Origin of the sequence: Variovorax sp. PAMC26660, assembly GCF_014302995.1 — a bacterium.
Classification (GTDB): Bacteria; Pseudomonadota; Gammaproteobacteria; order Burkholderiales; family Burkholderiaceae_C; genus Variovorax.
The window spans coordinates 5,238,737-5,252,293 of record NZ_CP060295.1; the positions used below are offsets into that span (position 1 = coordinate 5,238,737).

At 66.2% G+C, this 13,557-nt stretch carries 13 protein-coding genes; 9 read left to right on the forward strand and 4 right to left on the reverse strand.

Going from position 1 to position 13,557, the window contains the following annotated elements:
- Window positions 1-62 precede the first annotated feature (62 nt).
- The 3 genes from H7F35_RS24735 to H7F35_RS24745 are packed head-to-tail and all read left to right on the forward strand — an operon-like array spanning window position 63 to window position 2,041.
- Window positions 63-914, forward strand: coding sequence for a DMT family transporter (locus tag H7F35_RS24735; protein WP_187109199.1), 852 nt, complete (start codon window positions 63-65; stop codon window positions 912-914).
- On the forward strand, window positions 911-1,333 hold the full coding sequence (locus H7F35_RS24740) for an acyl-CoA thioesterase (RefSeq protein WP_187109200.1): 423 nt from the start codon (window positions 911-913) through the stop codon (window positions 1,331-1,333). The genes H7F35_RS24735 and H7F35_RS24740 overlap by 4 nt, the downstream gene beginning before the upstream one ends.
- Before the next feature lie 6 nt (window positions 1,334-1,339).
- The gene (locus tag H7F35_RS24745) at window positions 1,340-2,041 is read left to right on the forward strand and encodes a M949_RS01915 family surface polysaccharide biosynthesis protein (RefSeq protein WP_187109201.1); all 702 of its coding nucleotides are present in this window, start codon (window positions 1,340-1,342) and stop codon (window positions 2,039-2,041) included.
- A 9-nt stretch (window positions 2,042-2,050) separates the two neighbouring features.
- Here the strand turns inward: H7F35_RS24745 and H7F35_RS24750 are convergent, their stop codons facing one another.
- Window positions 2,051-3,403: a sensor histidine kinase gene (locus H7F35_RS24750; protein WP_187109202.1), complete on the reverse strand. Its 1,353-nt coding sequence runs from the start codon at window positions 3,401-3,403 to the stop codon at window positions 2,051-2,053.
- Complete coding sequence (locus tag H7F35_RS24755) at window positions 3,400-4,074, reverse strand: response regulator transcription factor (RefSeq protein WP_187109203.1); 675 nt, start codon at window positions 4,072-4,074, stop codon at window positions 3,400-3,402. The genes H7F35_RS24750 and H7F35_RS24755 overlap by 4 nt, the downstream gene beginning before the upstream one ends.
- A gap of 142 nt (window positions 4,075-4,216) precedes the next feature.
- Here H7F35_RS24755 and H7F35_RS24760 point away from each other — a divergent pair, with 142 nt between their 5' ends.
- The 3 genes from H7F35_RS24760 (at window position 4,217) to H7F35_RS24770 (ending at window position 7,299) form a co-directional block, all read left to right on the forward strand.
- Window positions 4,217-4,921: a phosphatase PAP2 family protein gene (locus H7F35_RS24760; protein WP_187109204.1), complete on the forward strand. Its 705-nt coding sequence runs from the start codon at window positions 4,217-4,219 to the stop codon at window positions 4,919-4,921.
- A complete protein-coding gene (locus H7F35_RS24765) occupies window positions 4,908-5,477 on the forward strand; it encodes a phosphatase PAP2 family protein (protein WP_187109205.1) in 570 nt (189 codons plus the stop codon). Before H7F35_RS24760 ends, H7F35_RS24765 begins: the two co-directional genes overlap by 14 nt.
- Window positions 5,478-5,610: 133 nt before the next feature.
- Complete coding sequence (locus tag H7F35_RS24770) at window positions 5,611-7,299, forward strand: phosphoethanolamine transferase (protein ID WP_410010729.1); 1,689 nt, start codon at window positions 5,611-5,613, stop codon at window positions 7,297-7,299.
- Window positions 7,300-7,510: 211 nt separating this feature from the next.
- On the opposite strand, the gene H7F35_RS24775 is transcribed toward H7F35_RS24770, so the two are convergent.
- On the reverse strand, window positions 7,511-8,092 hold the full coding sequence (locus tag H7F35_RS24775; protein WP_187109207.1) for a peroxidase-related enzyme: 582 nt from the start codon (window positions 8,090-8,092) through the stop codon (window positions 7,511-7,513).
- Between the two features lie 162 nt (window positions 8,093-8,254).
- Here H7F35_RS24775 and H7F35_RS24780 point away from each other — a divergent pair, with 162 nt between their 5' ends.
- The 3 genes from H7F35_RS24780 to H7F35_RS24790 are packed head-to-tail and all read left to right on the forward strand — an operon-like array spanning window position 8,255 to window position 12,187.
- Entirely contained in the window at window positions 8,255-9,001 is a 747-nt protein-coding gene (locus H7F35_RS24780) for a gluconate 2-dehydrogenase subunit 3 family protein (protein WP_187109208.1), read from the forward strand.
- A gap of 13 nt (window positions 9,002-9,014) precedes the next feature.
- Entirely contained in the window at window positions 9,015-10,787 is a 1,773-nt protein-coding gene (locus H7F35_RS24785) for a GMC family oxidoreductase (RefSeq protein WP_187109209.1), read from the forward strand.
- On the forward strand, window positions 10,784-12,187 hold the full coding sequence (locus H7F35_RS24790; RefSeq protein ID WP_187109210.1) for a c-type cytochrome: 1,404 nt from the start codon (window positions 10,784-10,786) through the stop codon (window positions 12,185-12,187). The genes H7F35_RS24785 and H7F35_RS24790 overlap by 4 nt, the downstream gene beginning before the upstream one ends.
- Window positions 12,188-12,221: 34 nt before the next feature.
- Here the strand turns inward: H7F35_RS24790 and H7F35_RS24795 are convergent, their stop codons facing one another.
- On the reverse strand, window positions 12,222-13,484 hold the full coding sequence (locus H7F35_RS24795; RefSeq protein ID WP_187109211.1) for an HAD family hydrolase: 1,263 nt from the start codon (window positions 13,482-13,484) through the stop codon (window positions 12,222-12,224).
- Window positions 13,485-13,557: the final 73 nt, after the last annotated feature.

Below are 13,557 nucleotides of genomic sequence, written 5' to 3' on the forward strand. Positions count from 1 at the left end.
CAAGCCCGCGAGCCTGGATCGGCATTGCCGCCGGCCTGGGCGCGGGAGCGCTCTGGGGGCTGGTGTTCGTGGCGCCGCGCATGGTGGGCCACTTCGGCATGGTCGACATCACGGCCGCGCGCTTCGCGGTGTTCGGCGCCATCGCGGGGCTGGCGGTGTTTGCGCGGCCGGCCGCCGTGCGCTGGCCCAACGGGCGCCAGGCCCTGACGGCGCTGGGGCTCAGCGTGTTGGGCTTCAGCGGCTATTACCTGCTGCTGGCCTTCGGCATCGAAGCGGCCGGCACGGAGGTGCCCAGCCTGATCATCGGCACCATCCCTGTCTGGATGATGCTGCTTGGGCGGCCCGCGGGCCTGCACCTGCGTGCGTTGCTGCCGGGGCTGGTGCTGACCGGCGCGGGCATCGCGCTGATGATCTGGGGCGCCTGGTCGGCGCAGCATGGCGCGGGTGAGGGCAACGGCGCGCGCTTCGGCTGGGGCATTGCGCTGGCGCTGTGCGCCATGGCGAGCTGGACGGTCTACGGCCTGCTCAACGCCGCCTGGCTGCAGCGCCACACCGAACTGAACGCCGCCGATTGGGCCAACTGGCTCGGCATCGCGACCGGCCTCGGTGCCTTGCTGCTGTGGGTGGTGGCGGGCAGCGACATGGCCACGCTGCAGGCCCGGCCCGACGGCACGCTCTTCATCTGGATCGCGCTGGCCAGCGGCATTGGCTCGTCGTGGCTGGGCACCATCCTGTGGAACGTGGCGAGCCAGCGGCTGTCGGCCAGCCTGTGCGGCCAACTGATCGTGAGCGAGACGCTGTTCGCCTTGCTCTATTCCTTCATCTGGGACGGCCGCTGGCCGCAGGCCACCGAATGGGTGGCGGCACTGCTGTTCGTCCTGGGCATCCTGGCATCCATCAAGGCGCACCGATGAGAATCGAAATCCCCGAAAAGAAAAAGCTCGTGTACGAAATGGCAATCCCCATCCGCTGGGGCGACATGGACGCGATGGGCCACCTGAACAACGGCACCTACTTTCGCTACCTCGAAACCGCGCGCATCGACTGGATGCGCTCCATCGGCTTCGAGCCCGTGCCGGGTGGCGAGGGCATGGTGATCGTCAACGCCTTCTGCAACTTCTACCGCCAGATCGAATATCCGGGCGACGTGCTGTTGAAGATGTACGTGAGCGACCCTGGCCGCACCACCTTCGAGAGCTGGGGCACGATGGCGCGCGCCGAAGCGCCCGACGTGATCTGCGCGGCAGGCGGCGCCACCACCATCTGGGTCGACTTCCCGAAGCAGAAGGCGCTGGCATTGCCCGACTGGCTGCGAACGCTGGTGAGCGAGTAGGGCGCGATGCGGCTGAAGAAGATCTTCGCGTTCGCGTCCCTCGCGCTGTTGGCCGCCGGGAGCTTTGCGCAGACGACAAAGGTTGACAAGAACGAGTGCCCCGCCAACGCGCCGTACCTCGGGGCCGAAGCGCTGAAAACGGCCGGCTTCGAACTCCCCGTGTTCAAGCGCTATTGCTACACCGACAAGTCCGGCAGCTACGCGCTGTTGCTCGGCGAAAAACAAGACCGGCCGTTTCCCCCGGAGCAACTGTCCTCCACCCTCCAGGCCGTGCTTTACAAGGTGGAAGGCGGCAAGGTGCTGACGCGGCAATGGGCGATCCGCGACTTCGCCGGCAAGGACGATGGCGGCATCAACTTCCGATCGAAACTCACCGAGCTGACCGACATCGACGGCGATGGGCTCGTCGACCCCATCGTCGTGTACCGCTTCTTCGCCCTCGTCGATGCCGACAACATCAGCACCGACGACTTCTCGGGCGGCATCAAGATCGTCACCTTCCACCAAGGCAAGAAGGCGACCATCCACGCGATCACCGGCGACCTGGACGGCGACCGCAAGACCACCGCCAACGGCAACTACTTCGCGTTGCCGAAGGTGGTGCAGCAGCACCTGGTCAAGAAGATGGCAGCCATGTACAAGGCCAAGCAGTTCGGCTTCGACAACTCCTACGATTTCGTGCCGAAGAAGGAAGCCGCCGGGCGCTGACGCTGCAGGTCAGGCCGGCTGCAGCACGATGCGCGCCTCGAAGCCATGCGCTGCACCCGCCGGTGGCGAGGCCAGTTCGAGCTTCGCGTTGTGCTTCTCGACGATCGTGCCCACGATCGACAGGCCGAGCCCGTAGCCCGTGCGGTCGGAGCCGTGCCGCACGTGGCGCTGCTTTAGTTTCTGCAGCTGCTCGGCATCGACGCCGGCGCCGAAGTCGCGCACGGCGAGCGTGCAGGGCGCCATCACCTCGATCTGCACGCGGTCGCCGCCATAGCGCAAGGCGTTCTCCACCAGGTTGCGCAGGGCGATCGCCAGTGCGTCGACATCGCCCAGCGCCACCGGCGCCGCGCTGTCGGGCACCTTGAGGGACAGGCGCTCGTTGGTTCGCGGGTCCTGCCAGAACTCCTGCACCACGGTGCCGGCGAGCTGAACGAGGTCGACCCGCGCGCGGGCCAGCGACGCGCCCGATTCCGCGCGCGAGAGCTGCAGCAGTTTTTCGGCGCGGTGGCTCAGCATCTGCAGCGCGTCGAGCGCGGCCTGCACGTCGTTGCGCCGCAGGTCGTGTTCGAGTGCGGTCTGCAGGCGCAAGCGGGCCGCGGCCAGCGGGGTTCGCAGTTCGTGCGCCGCGTTGGCGGCGAGCGCGCGTTCGACGTCGAGCGACTGCGACAGCCGCTCCAGCAGCCGGTTGACGTTGTCACCCACCGAGCGCAGTTCCTGTGGCAGTCCCGGCAAGGTGATGGGGCGCAGGTCGGCGCCGTTGCGCTTTTCGATTTCGCCGGCGAGCTGCTGCAGCACGCGCAGCTCGGCGCGCGCGACGTTGCGCAGCACCAGCGCCAGCAGCGGCAGCACGGCGCCCAGCGGAATGATCAGGCCGAACAGCGTGCGGTTCAGCGCGTGGCGGCGTTCGTCGAGCGGGTCGGCCACCTGGAAGTACAGGCCCAGCGTGGGGTGCCGCACGGAGTAGACGCGCCAGGTCTGGTTGTTGGCGAAGCCGGCCGCCAGTGGCACGTCGAAGGCATCGACGGACGCCTCGGCCGAGCGCAGCAGCACATGCTCGTGGATGTCCACGATCTGGTACATCACGGCGTCTTCCGAGAACAGTTGCTTGGGCGCGATCAGCGGCGTGACGGGCGCGGTGCCATCGGTGTGCTGCAGCCGGTCGAGTTCCTGCACGGCCATGTCGAACATGCGGTGCGACACCTCGACCAGTTCGTTGTCGAAGTTGTGGTTGATCTCGCGGTCCACATACCAGACCACGGCCAGCACGCACAGCAGCCAGACGCCGCCGACCCACACGATCAGTGTGCGGGTGAGGCGCCCGGCCAGCGAGTCGCGGCCGGGCATGGCTCTCAATGTGCTCATTCGTCCTCGTCCGTGGAGAACGACAGGCGGTAGCCCAGGCCGCGCAGCGTCTGGATGTGGTTGCGTCCGAGCTTGCGCCGCAGGCGGCTGATGAAGACTTCGAGCGTGTTGCTGTCGGCTTCGTCGCCGAAGCCGTAGAGCGCGGCGGCAAGGTTTTCGCGGGTATGGATGCGCTCGGGGCGGGTGGCCATCACGCGCAGCAGCGCCCATTCCTTCTGGGTCAGGGTGATGGGCGTGCCGCTCTTGCGCACCATGTCGTGCGACAGGTCGATTTCCAGCGTGCCGAGTTGCAGCACCGGCGAACTGCTGGCGCTGCGCCGCCGCTCGACCGCGCGCAGGCGCGCCAGCAGCTCGGCCGGGTCGTAGGGCTTGATGAGGTAGTCGTCGGCACCCGCGTCGAGGCCCCGGATGCGGTCGGTGACCTGGTCGCGCGCCGTCAGCACGATGACGATGGGGCGCTCGGGCAGGGCGCGCACCTGCGGCAGCAGCGAGAGGCCGTCGCCGTCGCCCAGGTGCAGGTCGAGCAGCACTGCCGCGTACTGCACCGAAAGCAGGGCGCCGCGTGCCTCGGCCAGGCTGAGTGCCACGTCGACCACGAAGGCCTTGGCGAGCAGGTAGCTGCACACGGCGTCCGCGAGGGAAGTGTCATCTTCGACCAGCAATATGCGCACGCGATGTCCTTTTTTCAAAAAAAGAAGTCTAGCGCTGTCGAATTGCAGCCAGTTATATTGGCGGATTGCGTTCAGGTTCCTTCAGCTTATGTTCATTCCGCGAACGTAGGCTTACAGTTGTTTTCCTGTCCTGCCTTTGTCCATGACACGTTTCCCGAATTTCCGCTTGGGGGTCCTGACCCTGCTCGCACTGGTTGCATTGATGGTTTGGGACGTTCTGGGCTGGGACCTGCCGCTGGCACGCCTGGCGGGAACGCCCTACGGTTTTCCCTGGCGGGAGAACCCTTTCATGGTCCACGTCATGCATGAAGGTGCCCGGGACCTGAGCTGGATCGTCCTGTTCGTGCTGCTCGCCGCGATCCGCTGGCCTTTCGGCATCCTGCGCCGCCTGACCCGGGGCGGCCGGGTGCAACTGGCACTGACGGTGCTGGCCTCGGTGCTGGCCGTCAGCTTGATCAAGCAGGCCAGCCAGACCAGTTGCCCGTGGGATTTGAAGGAATTCGGCGGCATGGCGCGGTACGTGTCGCACTGGTCATGGGGCATCGGCGACGGTGGACCGGGCGGGTGCTTTCCGGCCGGCCACGCCTCCGCGGCCTTTGCCTATCTGGGTGGCTACTTCGTGCTGCGCCGGGTGTCGCCCCGCGCGGCATCGATCTGGCTCGGGGTGGTGCTGGTGGTGGGGCTGGCGCTGGGCGTATCGCAACAGATGCGCGGCGCCCACTACACGAGCCACACCCTTTGGACGGCCTGGGTCTGCTGGGTCGTGGGCTTTGCCATCGACGTGGTGGTGACGCGCTTCAATCCGCGAACCTTGAAGCCGGCAGTGCCCGCCCATGCAGGGTCTTGACGCCACGCTGTTCGGGTTGATCAACGCGGGCCCGTCGGTGCCCGCGTGGAGCCTGGGACTCGCCCGCTTCGCTTCCGACATCCTGCCGGCGCTGCTGGCGCTGGCGATCGGCGTGGGCGCGCTATTCAACCGCCGCTGGCGCCGCGTCTTCTTCACGGCGTTCGTCAGTGTCGTGCTGGTGTGGGTGATCGTGAACGTGTTCCGCTCGCTGTTTCCGATTCCACGCCCCGCGTTCTACGGCCTGGGCATCCAGTGGGTGCCGCAGGGCCTGCGTCCGGGTTTTCCGAGCCTGCATGTGGCCGGCACCTTTGCCGCGGCCTTTTCGCTGTGGTGCCTGCCACGGCGCGCGCCGATGGCGGCGGCGCTGGCGGTTGCCGCGGTGGTGGCATGGAGCCGTCTGTACCTGGGGCTGCACTTTCCGTCCGATGTGTTCGCGGCGATGATGCTCGGCGCGTTGGTGTCGTTCATGGTGGAGCGCTGCATCAGCCGCCCGCTGGCGTTCAGCATCAGCCGAAGCCCGCTGGTTCGCCGGCGATCCAGGGTCAAGCGTGTCTGAAATCGAATGAACCTGGAATCAATGATCGGTTCAGGCTACCTTCAGCCACCGTTCCTACATTAGTTGGATGTCTGTTTTGCGCATTGATCCAGTACCTGCCCAGCAAGGGAGCTTCTCCGAGCCCGAATCGCTGATGAATTCGTCAACCACGCAGGCGTTCTGGCCGCGTCTGAACCGGTGGCTGGACCGACCGCGTTCGTTGCAGGCGGTCATCCTGTGGCTCAGCCTCTACCTGGTCTTGACCACCAACTGGCCGCTGTGGAACGAACTGGCCCGCATCGGCGGCGCCCCGAGCACCTACATGCCCACCGTCATCGCGATGAGCCTGCTCACGCTGTGCGGCTCGGTGGCCATCCTGTCGTTCACGGCATGGTCGCGCTGGCTGAAGCCGCTGTGGTTCCTCGTGGTCGTGCTGGCCGCCGTGGTGCAGCACTACATGCTCGCGTACCGGGTGGTGATGGACCCCACCATGATCGCCAACGCGCTGCAGACCGATCCGAACGAGGCGCGCGACCTGATGAGCTGGCGCATGGCCTTCAACGTGCTCGTGGTGGCGTTGCCCGCGGGATGGGCCTTGTGGCGGGTTCGCATCGCGCCGCAGCGGATCTTCTCGAAGCTCTGGCGCAATGTGGCGCTGCTGTTGCTGGCCGTGGTCGTGGCGCTGGTCACCGTCGTGTCGATGAACCGGCAGCTTGCGCCGCTGATGCGCAACAACGTTCATCTGCGCTACATGATGAACCCGATCGCGAGCCTCTATTCGACGGGCTCCGTGTTCATCAAGCCGATGTTCAAGCACAGCGGCAAGCTCATTCCCATCACCGCCGGCACGGCACTGGGCGCGAGCTACGCATCGCAGGCGCGGCCGCCGCTGTTCGTGGTGGTGGTGGGCGAAACGGCGCGTGCCGACCACTTCGCCCTGAACGGCTACGCCCGCGATACCACGCCCGAGCTGGCCAAGCGCGGCGTTCTGAGCTACCGCGAAGTGCGTTCCTGCGGCACCAACACGCTGGCCTCGGTGCCATGCATGTTCTCTCCGTTGGGCAAGCAAGGGTATGAATCACGCAAGGACGACTACGAGACCCTGGTCGACGTGCTGCAGGCCGCCGGCCTGGCCGTGTTCTGGCTCGACAACCAGGCCGGTTGCAAGGGCGTGTGCGAGCGCATTCCCAATGCCTCGGCTTTCGCGAACCTGGACCCTGCCACCAAGAAGGCGTTGTGCGACGGTGACGAATGCCTCGACGACGTGATGCTCAAGGGGCTCGACGAGCGCATTGCCGCGCTGCCGGCCGAGCGCCGCGCCAAGGGCATCGTGCTGGTGATGCATCAGATGGGCAGCCATGGCCCGGCCTATTACAAGCGCTCCGCGCCGGAGCTGAAGCGCTTCACGCCCGAGTGCAAGACCAACGCGCTGGCCGAGTGCGGCCATGCCGAGCTGATGAACGTGTACGACAACTCGATCGCGCAGACCGACCATTTCCTGGGCCTGACCATCGACTGGCTCAAGGCGCAGTCGAAGCAGTACGACCCGGCGTTGCTGTACGTGAGCGACCACGGTGAGTCGCTCGGCGAGTACGGCCTGTTCCTGCATGGCGTGCCCTACAGCTTCGCGCCCGACGCGCAAAAGCATGTGCCGATGGTCACGTGGTTCAGCGAAGGCATGACCGAGCGCCGCAAGCTCTCGAAGTCGTGCATGGAAGCGGGGCTCGATGCGCCGCTGACGCACGACAACCTCTATCACACGGTGCTCGGTGTGATGGACGTGACCACGCCTACCTACAAGCCTGCCCTGGACGCACTGGCCTCGTGCCGGGGCAAGGGCTGAGCTTTTATTGCGGTTCACGTCGGGCGTGATTCTTGGCGCTGTTGTTCAGGGCGTCGCCCACGCCGACACGGTGCTCTTTTTCGCGAATGTCCCCCGCTTCGCTCCTCCTTTATTTAGCTAAAAAGAGCCCCGTATCGACGTGAGCGCTCAGAGCGGTTGTTGATCGCAGGATCAATAGCACGTGCCCTGAATGCCTCCGCGCCATGGCAACTTACTTCTTCTCGCGCGGCAGCCGTCCCATCAGAAAGAACTCGTTGTTCGGCTGCATGCCGCTGAAGCTCGCCAGACGATTGCTCAGGCCGAAGAAGGCGGTGATGGCCGCGATGTCCCAGATGTCCTCGTCGTCGAAGCCGTGCGCATGCAGCGGCGGGAAGTCACTGTCGTCGATCTCGTGCGAACGATCGCAGACCTTCATCGCGAAGTCGAGCATCGCGCGCTGGCGCGGTGTGATGTCGGCCTTGCGGTAGTTCACCGCCACCTGGTCGGCCACCAGCGGTTTCTTCTCGTAGATGCGCAGCAGCGCGCCGTGCGCCACCACGCAGTACAGGCACTGGTTGGCCGCGCTGGTGGTGGTGACGATCATCTCGCGGTCGCCCTTGGTGAGCGAGCCTTCTTCCTTGAGCATCAGCGCGTCGTGGTACGCGAAGAAGGCGCGCCATTCGGCCGGTCGGCGCGCAAGGCCCAGGAACACGTTGGGCACGAAGCCGGCCTTCTCCTGCACGGTGAGGATCGCGGTGCGGATGTCTTCGGGCAGGTCCTTGAGTTCGGCAAGGGGGTAGCGGACTGTCGTCATGTTGTCTCCTGGTTCTTCGGTCTGGCGGGTTCTGAAAGGCCCCTGAAAGGGGCTGCGACCAATCCATCATAGGCAAGCCGCTTTCCTACACGGCACGGCGGGGATCGCCGCCATGATGAAGGCTCGCACAACAACAAGGCGGCCCGTTCCGCCCATAACGCGATGAAAGACGAGTCCTTCGCGGATCGGCGTAGCTTTCTGCGCCGATCCATCGCCATCGTGCCGGCCGCCACGGCCTTCGGTGCAGGCGGCATCACCGGTGTGACGCTGGCGCAAACCACCGCTCCCGCCCCGGCACCCAACCCTGCCGCCACTGCGCCGCCTGGCGCGCCCTACGCTCCGGTTTACTTCAACGCCACCGAGTGGACGTTCATCCAGGCGGCGGTGGCAAGGCTGATTCCTTCCGACGACACCGGCCCCGGCGCCATCGAGGCCGGCGTACCCGAGTTCATCGACCGGCAGATGGAAGGCGCTTTCGGCCACGCGGCCACCTGGTACATGCAGGGGCCGTTCATCGAGGTGTCGCCGCTGTTCGGCTACCAGAAGAAGATGCCGCCGCGCGAGGTGTACCGCGCCGGCATCTCGGCCACCGACGTCTACTGCCGCAAGCAGTTCGGCGACAAGGGCTTCGCACAGCTCTCGCCGGCGCAGCAGGACGACGTGTTGAAGGGCCTCGAAGCCGGCACCGTCCAGCTCGAAGGCGTGGGCGCCACCGACTTCTTCGGCTTCCTGCTGCAGAACACCAAGGAGGGCTACTTCAGCGACCCGATCCACGGCGGCAACAAGAACGCCGCCGCCTGGAAGATGATCGGTTTTCCGGGGGCGCGCGCCGACTACGCCGACTGGGTCGACCGGCCCGGCGTCAAGTACAACCTGCCGCCGGTCAGCATCAGCGGCCCGCAAGGCTGAAGGGCGCATCACCATGGCAAACATCAAGAAGCCAAGTGTCGATGCGGTGCTGGTCGGTTTCGGCTGGACCGGCGCGATCATGGGCATGGAACTCACCGCCGCCGGCCTGAAGGTGCTGGCGCTGGAGCGCGGCGAGAACCGCGACACGCAACCCGACTTTGCCTACCCGCGCATCACCGACGAGCTGAGCTACGGCATTCGCGGCAAGCTGTTCCAGAACCTCTCGCGCGAGACCGTCACCATCCGCCACACGCCGGCCGAAATCGCCGTGCCGTACCGGCAGCTCGCGTCCTTCCTGCCCGGCGACGGCGTGGGCGGCGCGGGCGTGCACTGGAACGGCCACCACTGGCGCCCGCTGCCCAGCGACCTGCGCATCCGCAGCAACTACGAAGAGCGCTACGGCAAGAAGTTCATTCCCGAAGGCATGACCATCCAGGACTTCGGCGTGAGTTATGAAGAACTGGAACCGCACTTCGACCAGTTCGAAAAAATCTGCGGCACCTCGGGCAAGGCCGGCAACATCCGCGGCCAGATCCAGGCCGGCGGCAACCCCTTCGAGGGCGCGCGCGCCAACGAATTCCCGCTGCCGCCGCTGGCCTCGGTCAACAGTGCCAAGCTGTTCGACAAGGCCGCGCGCGAACTGGGCTACCACCCGTTTCCGCAGGCTGCCGCCAATGCCTCGCGTGCCTACACCAACCCGCATGGCGCGCAGCTCGGGCCCTGCAACTTCTGCGGCTTCTGCGAACGCTACGGCTGCTACATGTACTCCAAGGCCTCGCCGCAGACCACGCTGCTGCCGGTGCTGATGAAGCGGCCCAACTTCGAGCTGCGCACTAAGTCCCATGTGCTGCGCGTGAACATGTCGCCCGACGGCAAGCGCGCCACCGGTGTTTCCTACATCGACGCCGAGGGCAACGAGGTCGAGCAGCCGGCCGATCTGGTCGTGCTGTGCGCCTACCAATTCCACAACGTGCGCCTGCTGCTGATGTCGAACATCGGCAAGAAGTACGACCCGGCGACGGGGCAGGGCGTGGTCGGGCGCAACTACGCCTACCAGCTCAACGGCGGCGCCAGCCTGTTCTTCGACAAGGACCAGCCGATGAACCCCTTCGTCGGCGCGGGCGCCAGCGGCACCGTGATCGACGACTTCGACGGCGACAACTTCGACCACGGCCCACTGGGCTTTGTCGGAGGCGCCAGCATCAACTGCATCAACACCGGCGGGCGGCCGATCCAGCAACTGAGCCTGCCGCCGAGCGCGCCGAACTGGGGTGCGGGCTGGAAGAAGGCCGCGAAGGAAAACTATATCTACCAGGCCGGCGTCGGCAGCCAGGGCTCGGTGATGGCCTACCGCGACAACTACCTCGACCTGGACCCCACCTACAAGGACGTGCATGGCCAGCCACTGCTGCGCATGACTTTCGACTGGAAGGCCAACGACCTCGCGATGACACAGTTCATCGGCACCAAGGTCGAGCAGATCGCCAAGGCCATGGGGCCGAAGCAGATGAAGATGAATTTCCAGAAGGCCGGCGCGCACTACGACGTGCGCTACTACCAGTCCACCCACAACACCGGCGGTGCGCCGATGGGCACCGACCCCACGACCAGTGCCGTCAACCGCTTCCTGCAGGTGTGGGATGTGCCCAATGTGTTCGTGATGGGCGCGAGCGCCTTTCCGCAGAACTTCGGCTACAACCCGACCGGCATGGTGGGCGCGCTGGCCTACTGGTCGGCCAAGGCGATCCGCGAGCAGTACCTGAAGAATCCGGGAGCGCTGGCATGAACGCGCGGCGTGTTTCCGCCGGCGTGGCCGCGGCCGTGGCATTGCTGTGCGTGGCTGCATGGGCGGTGGCGCAGAAGGCCGAGGAACCGGCGCCCGCAGCGGCCGGCGTCACGACCACCGCTGCCGCATCCGCCACACCTGCCGCGCCTGCGGCTGCCACCGACCCCGTGCTCGAACACGGCCGCTACCTCGCCCGCGCCGGCGATTGCGTCAGCTGCCACACCGCTCCCGGCAAGCCGGCGTTCGGCGGCGGCCTGCCGATGAAGACGCCGTTCGGCACCATCGTCTCGACCAACATCTCGCCCGACCCCGAAGCAGGCATCGGCGCCTACACCGAGGCCGACTTCGCACGGGCGCTGCGCGAGGGCGTCGCCAAGGACGGCCATCGCCTGTACCCGGCGATGCCGTACACCTCCTTCGCCCGCGTGAACGACGAGGACATGCATGCGCTGTTCGTCTTCTTCCGCAACGGCGTGCAGCCGGTGGCGCAGAAGCCACCGCCGACCAAACTGCCGTGGCCCTTCAGCATGCGCGGGCTGATGATGGGCTGGAACTGGCTCTATCTGGACAAGGGCGCCTACCAGCCCGACGCCGCGCGCAGCGCCGAATGGAACCGTGGCGCCTATCTCGTGCAGGGCCTGGGCCATTGCGGCGACTGCCACACACCGCGCAGCATGCTCGGCGGTGTGAAGGCGGCCAGTGACAAGAAGGGCGAGCTGTTCCTGTCGGGCGCGATCATCGATGGCTGGTACGCGCAGCCGCTGCGCCACACCGACCGGCCGACGATGGCGCAGTGGCCCTCGGAAGACATCGTGCAGTACCTGCAGACCGGGCGTACGGGCCACACGGCCGCATTCGGCGCGATGGTCGACGTGGTGCAGAACAGCACGCAGCACATGTCGACGCAAGACCTGCAGGCCGTGGCCAGCTATCTGCAGTCGCTGGGCGCCAGGCCCGATGCGCCGCCTGCACCGTCGCAGGCATCGCTGGTCGCGGCCGCGCCGCAGCACCCCACGGCGCTGGCGCTGCGCAACGGCACCGTCGAAGGCAACAGTGGTGCGATGGTCTACCTGAACAACTGCAACGCCTGCCACCGGTCCGACGGCACGGGCGCCAACAAGACCTTTCCTGCGCTCGCAGGCAATAGCGTCGTGAATGCGAAAGACCCGACCTCGCTGATCCGCCTCGTGCTTGCGGGTTCGATGATGCCGAGCACTACGCAGGCGCCATCGCCCATCGCCATGCCCGACTTCGGCTGGCGCCTGACCGACGCCGACGTGGCCAGCGTGCTGAGCTTTGCGCGTTCGAGTTGGGGGAACCAGGGCGAGGCGGTCACTGCCGCGCAGGTGAGCAAGGTGCGCGAGTCGCTCAGGCCGGTGACCACCGCGAAGGCGCCCTGATCGACAGCGGGCAGGGCGCCCCGGCCCTTCCGACCTACTTCAGCGCTTTGCCCTGCGTCGCGCCCAGCGGCGTGTGCAATTGCGACGGCACCCACGCGCCCGTGTTGTCGTCGCGCCCCTGCAGCAGATAGCGCGTGTCGGCCTTGCCGTAGTTCTGTACCGCCATTGCCGAGAACTTGCCGATGTCGGTCTTCGGATCGCGCAGGCGGTTCACGATCAGCACCTTCTTCGTGTCGGCGAAGTCGGCCATCATGTTCTGGTCGCCTTCGCTGTCGCCGGCCACGAAGCTCGGGCCGTAGCCGTACTTGCTGACCAGGAAGCGCTGGATGTTCTTGGTCTTGCCGGGCCCTTGCGTCTGGTCGTAGCCACGGCGGAACTCGGGCTGGATCACGCCGTTGGCGTCGCGCTCCAGTTCCATCGCGAGCACGCGTTCGGGCGGGTTGTTGTAGCCGAAGGCGGGGTTCGATGAAATCTCCTTGATGACGTCGACGAACGATGCCGAGCACACCCACACGTCGAAGCCCGCGTTGCGAAAGGCGGCGTACAGCTCCTGCATCTCGGGTTGCAGCCGCAGCCCGTTCTTCCAGCTCACCGACACCACGCCCGCGCGGCCCGGCAGGGCGGCAGGCGATGTCCACTTGACCTTGGCGATCGGCTCCTTCAGTTGCCATGCCACGGTGTCGGCCGTGAGCTTGCGCACCTGCGCCTCGGTCATGCCGGCGAAGAGGTAGGTGACCCAGGGGTAGGCCGTGTCGTGGTCGAAGGTATCGCCGATGGCTTCGTAGAGGTAGCGCACCTTGGTCGTGAAGGCCGAGTAGTGCGGGCTCAGTGCCACCACGGCCAGCGACTGGTCGCCCTTCAGGCCCTTGTAGTTCTGGTAGATCCAGGTGTAGCTGGCCACGATGTCGGGCACCACGCGGTCGATGTTGACGGGCTGGCCGGCCGCGTTGTTGAACGCGGGCAGGAAGTCTTTCTTCGGGATGTTCTTGCGCAGCGCCACTTCGAGTTGCGCGGGCGTGGCGCCGAAGACGAGGTTTTCGAGTTGATAGATCAGCGAGGCTTCTTCGATGTCGAGGAAGACGCTGGTGTTGTCCCAGTCGAACACCACATAGGGCGGCTTGGCGGCGTTGTAGCCCGCGCTGTTCTTGCCGAGGCCGGCGATCAGGCCCTCGATCTGCGCACGGTTGAAGGCGTCCCAGCGGCCGGGTGTCAGGCCCTTGGCGGGCGAGAGGCTGGCGCAGCCGGAGGCGACGAGCGCGGCGGCCATCGGCGTGAGAAGGACGAGTCGGCGTTGCATTTGTGTTTCTTCCTGTAGTTTTTTAGGAGGCGAACGAAAGATGACGAGCGTACGAAACGCGCGTGACAGTTCC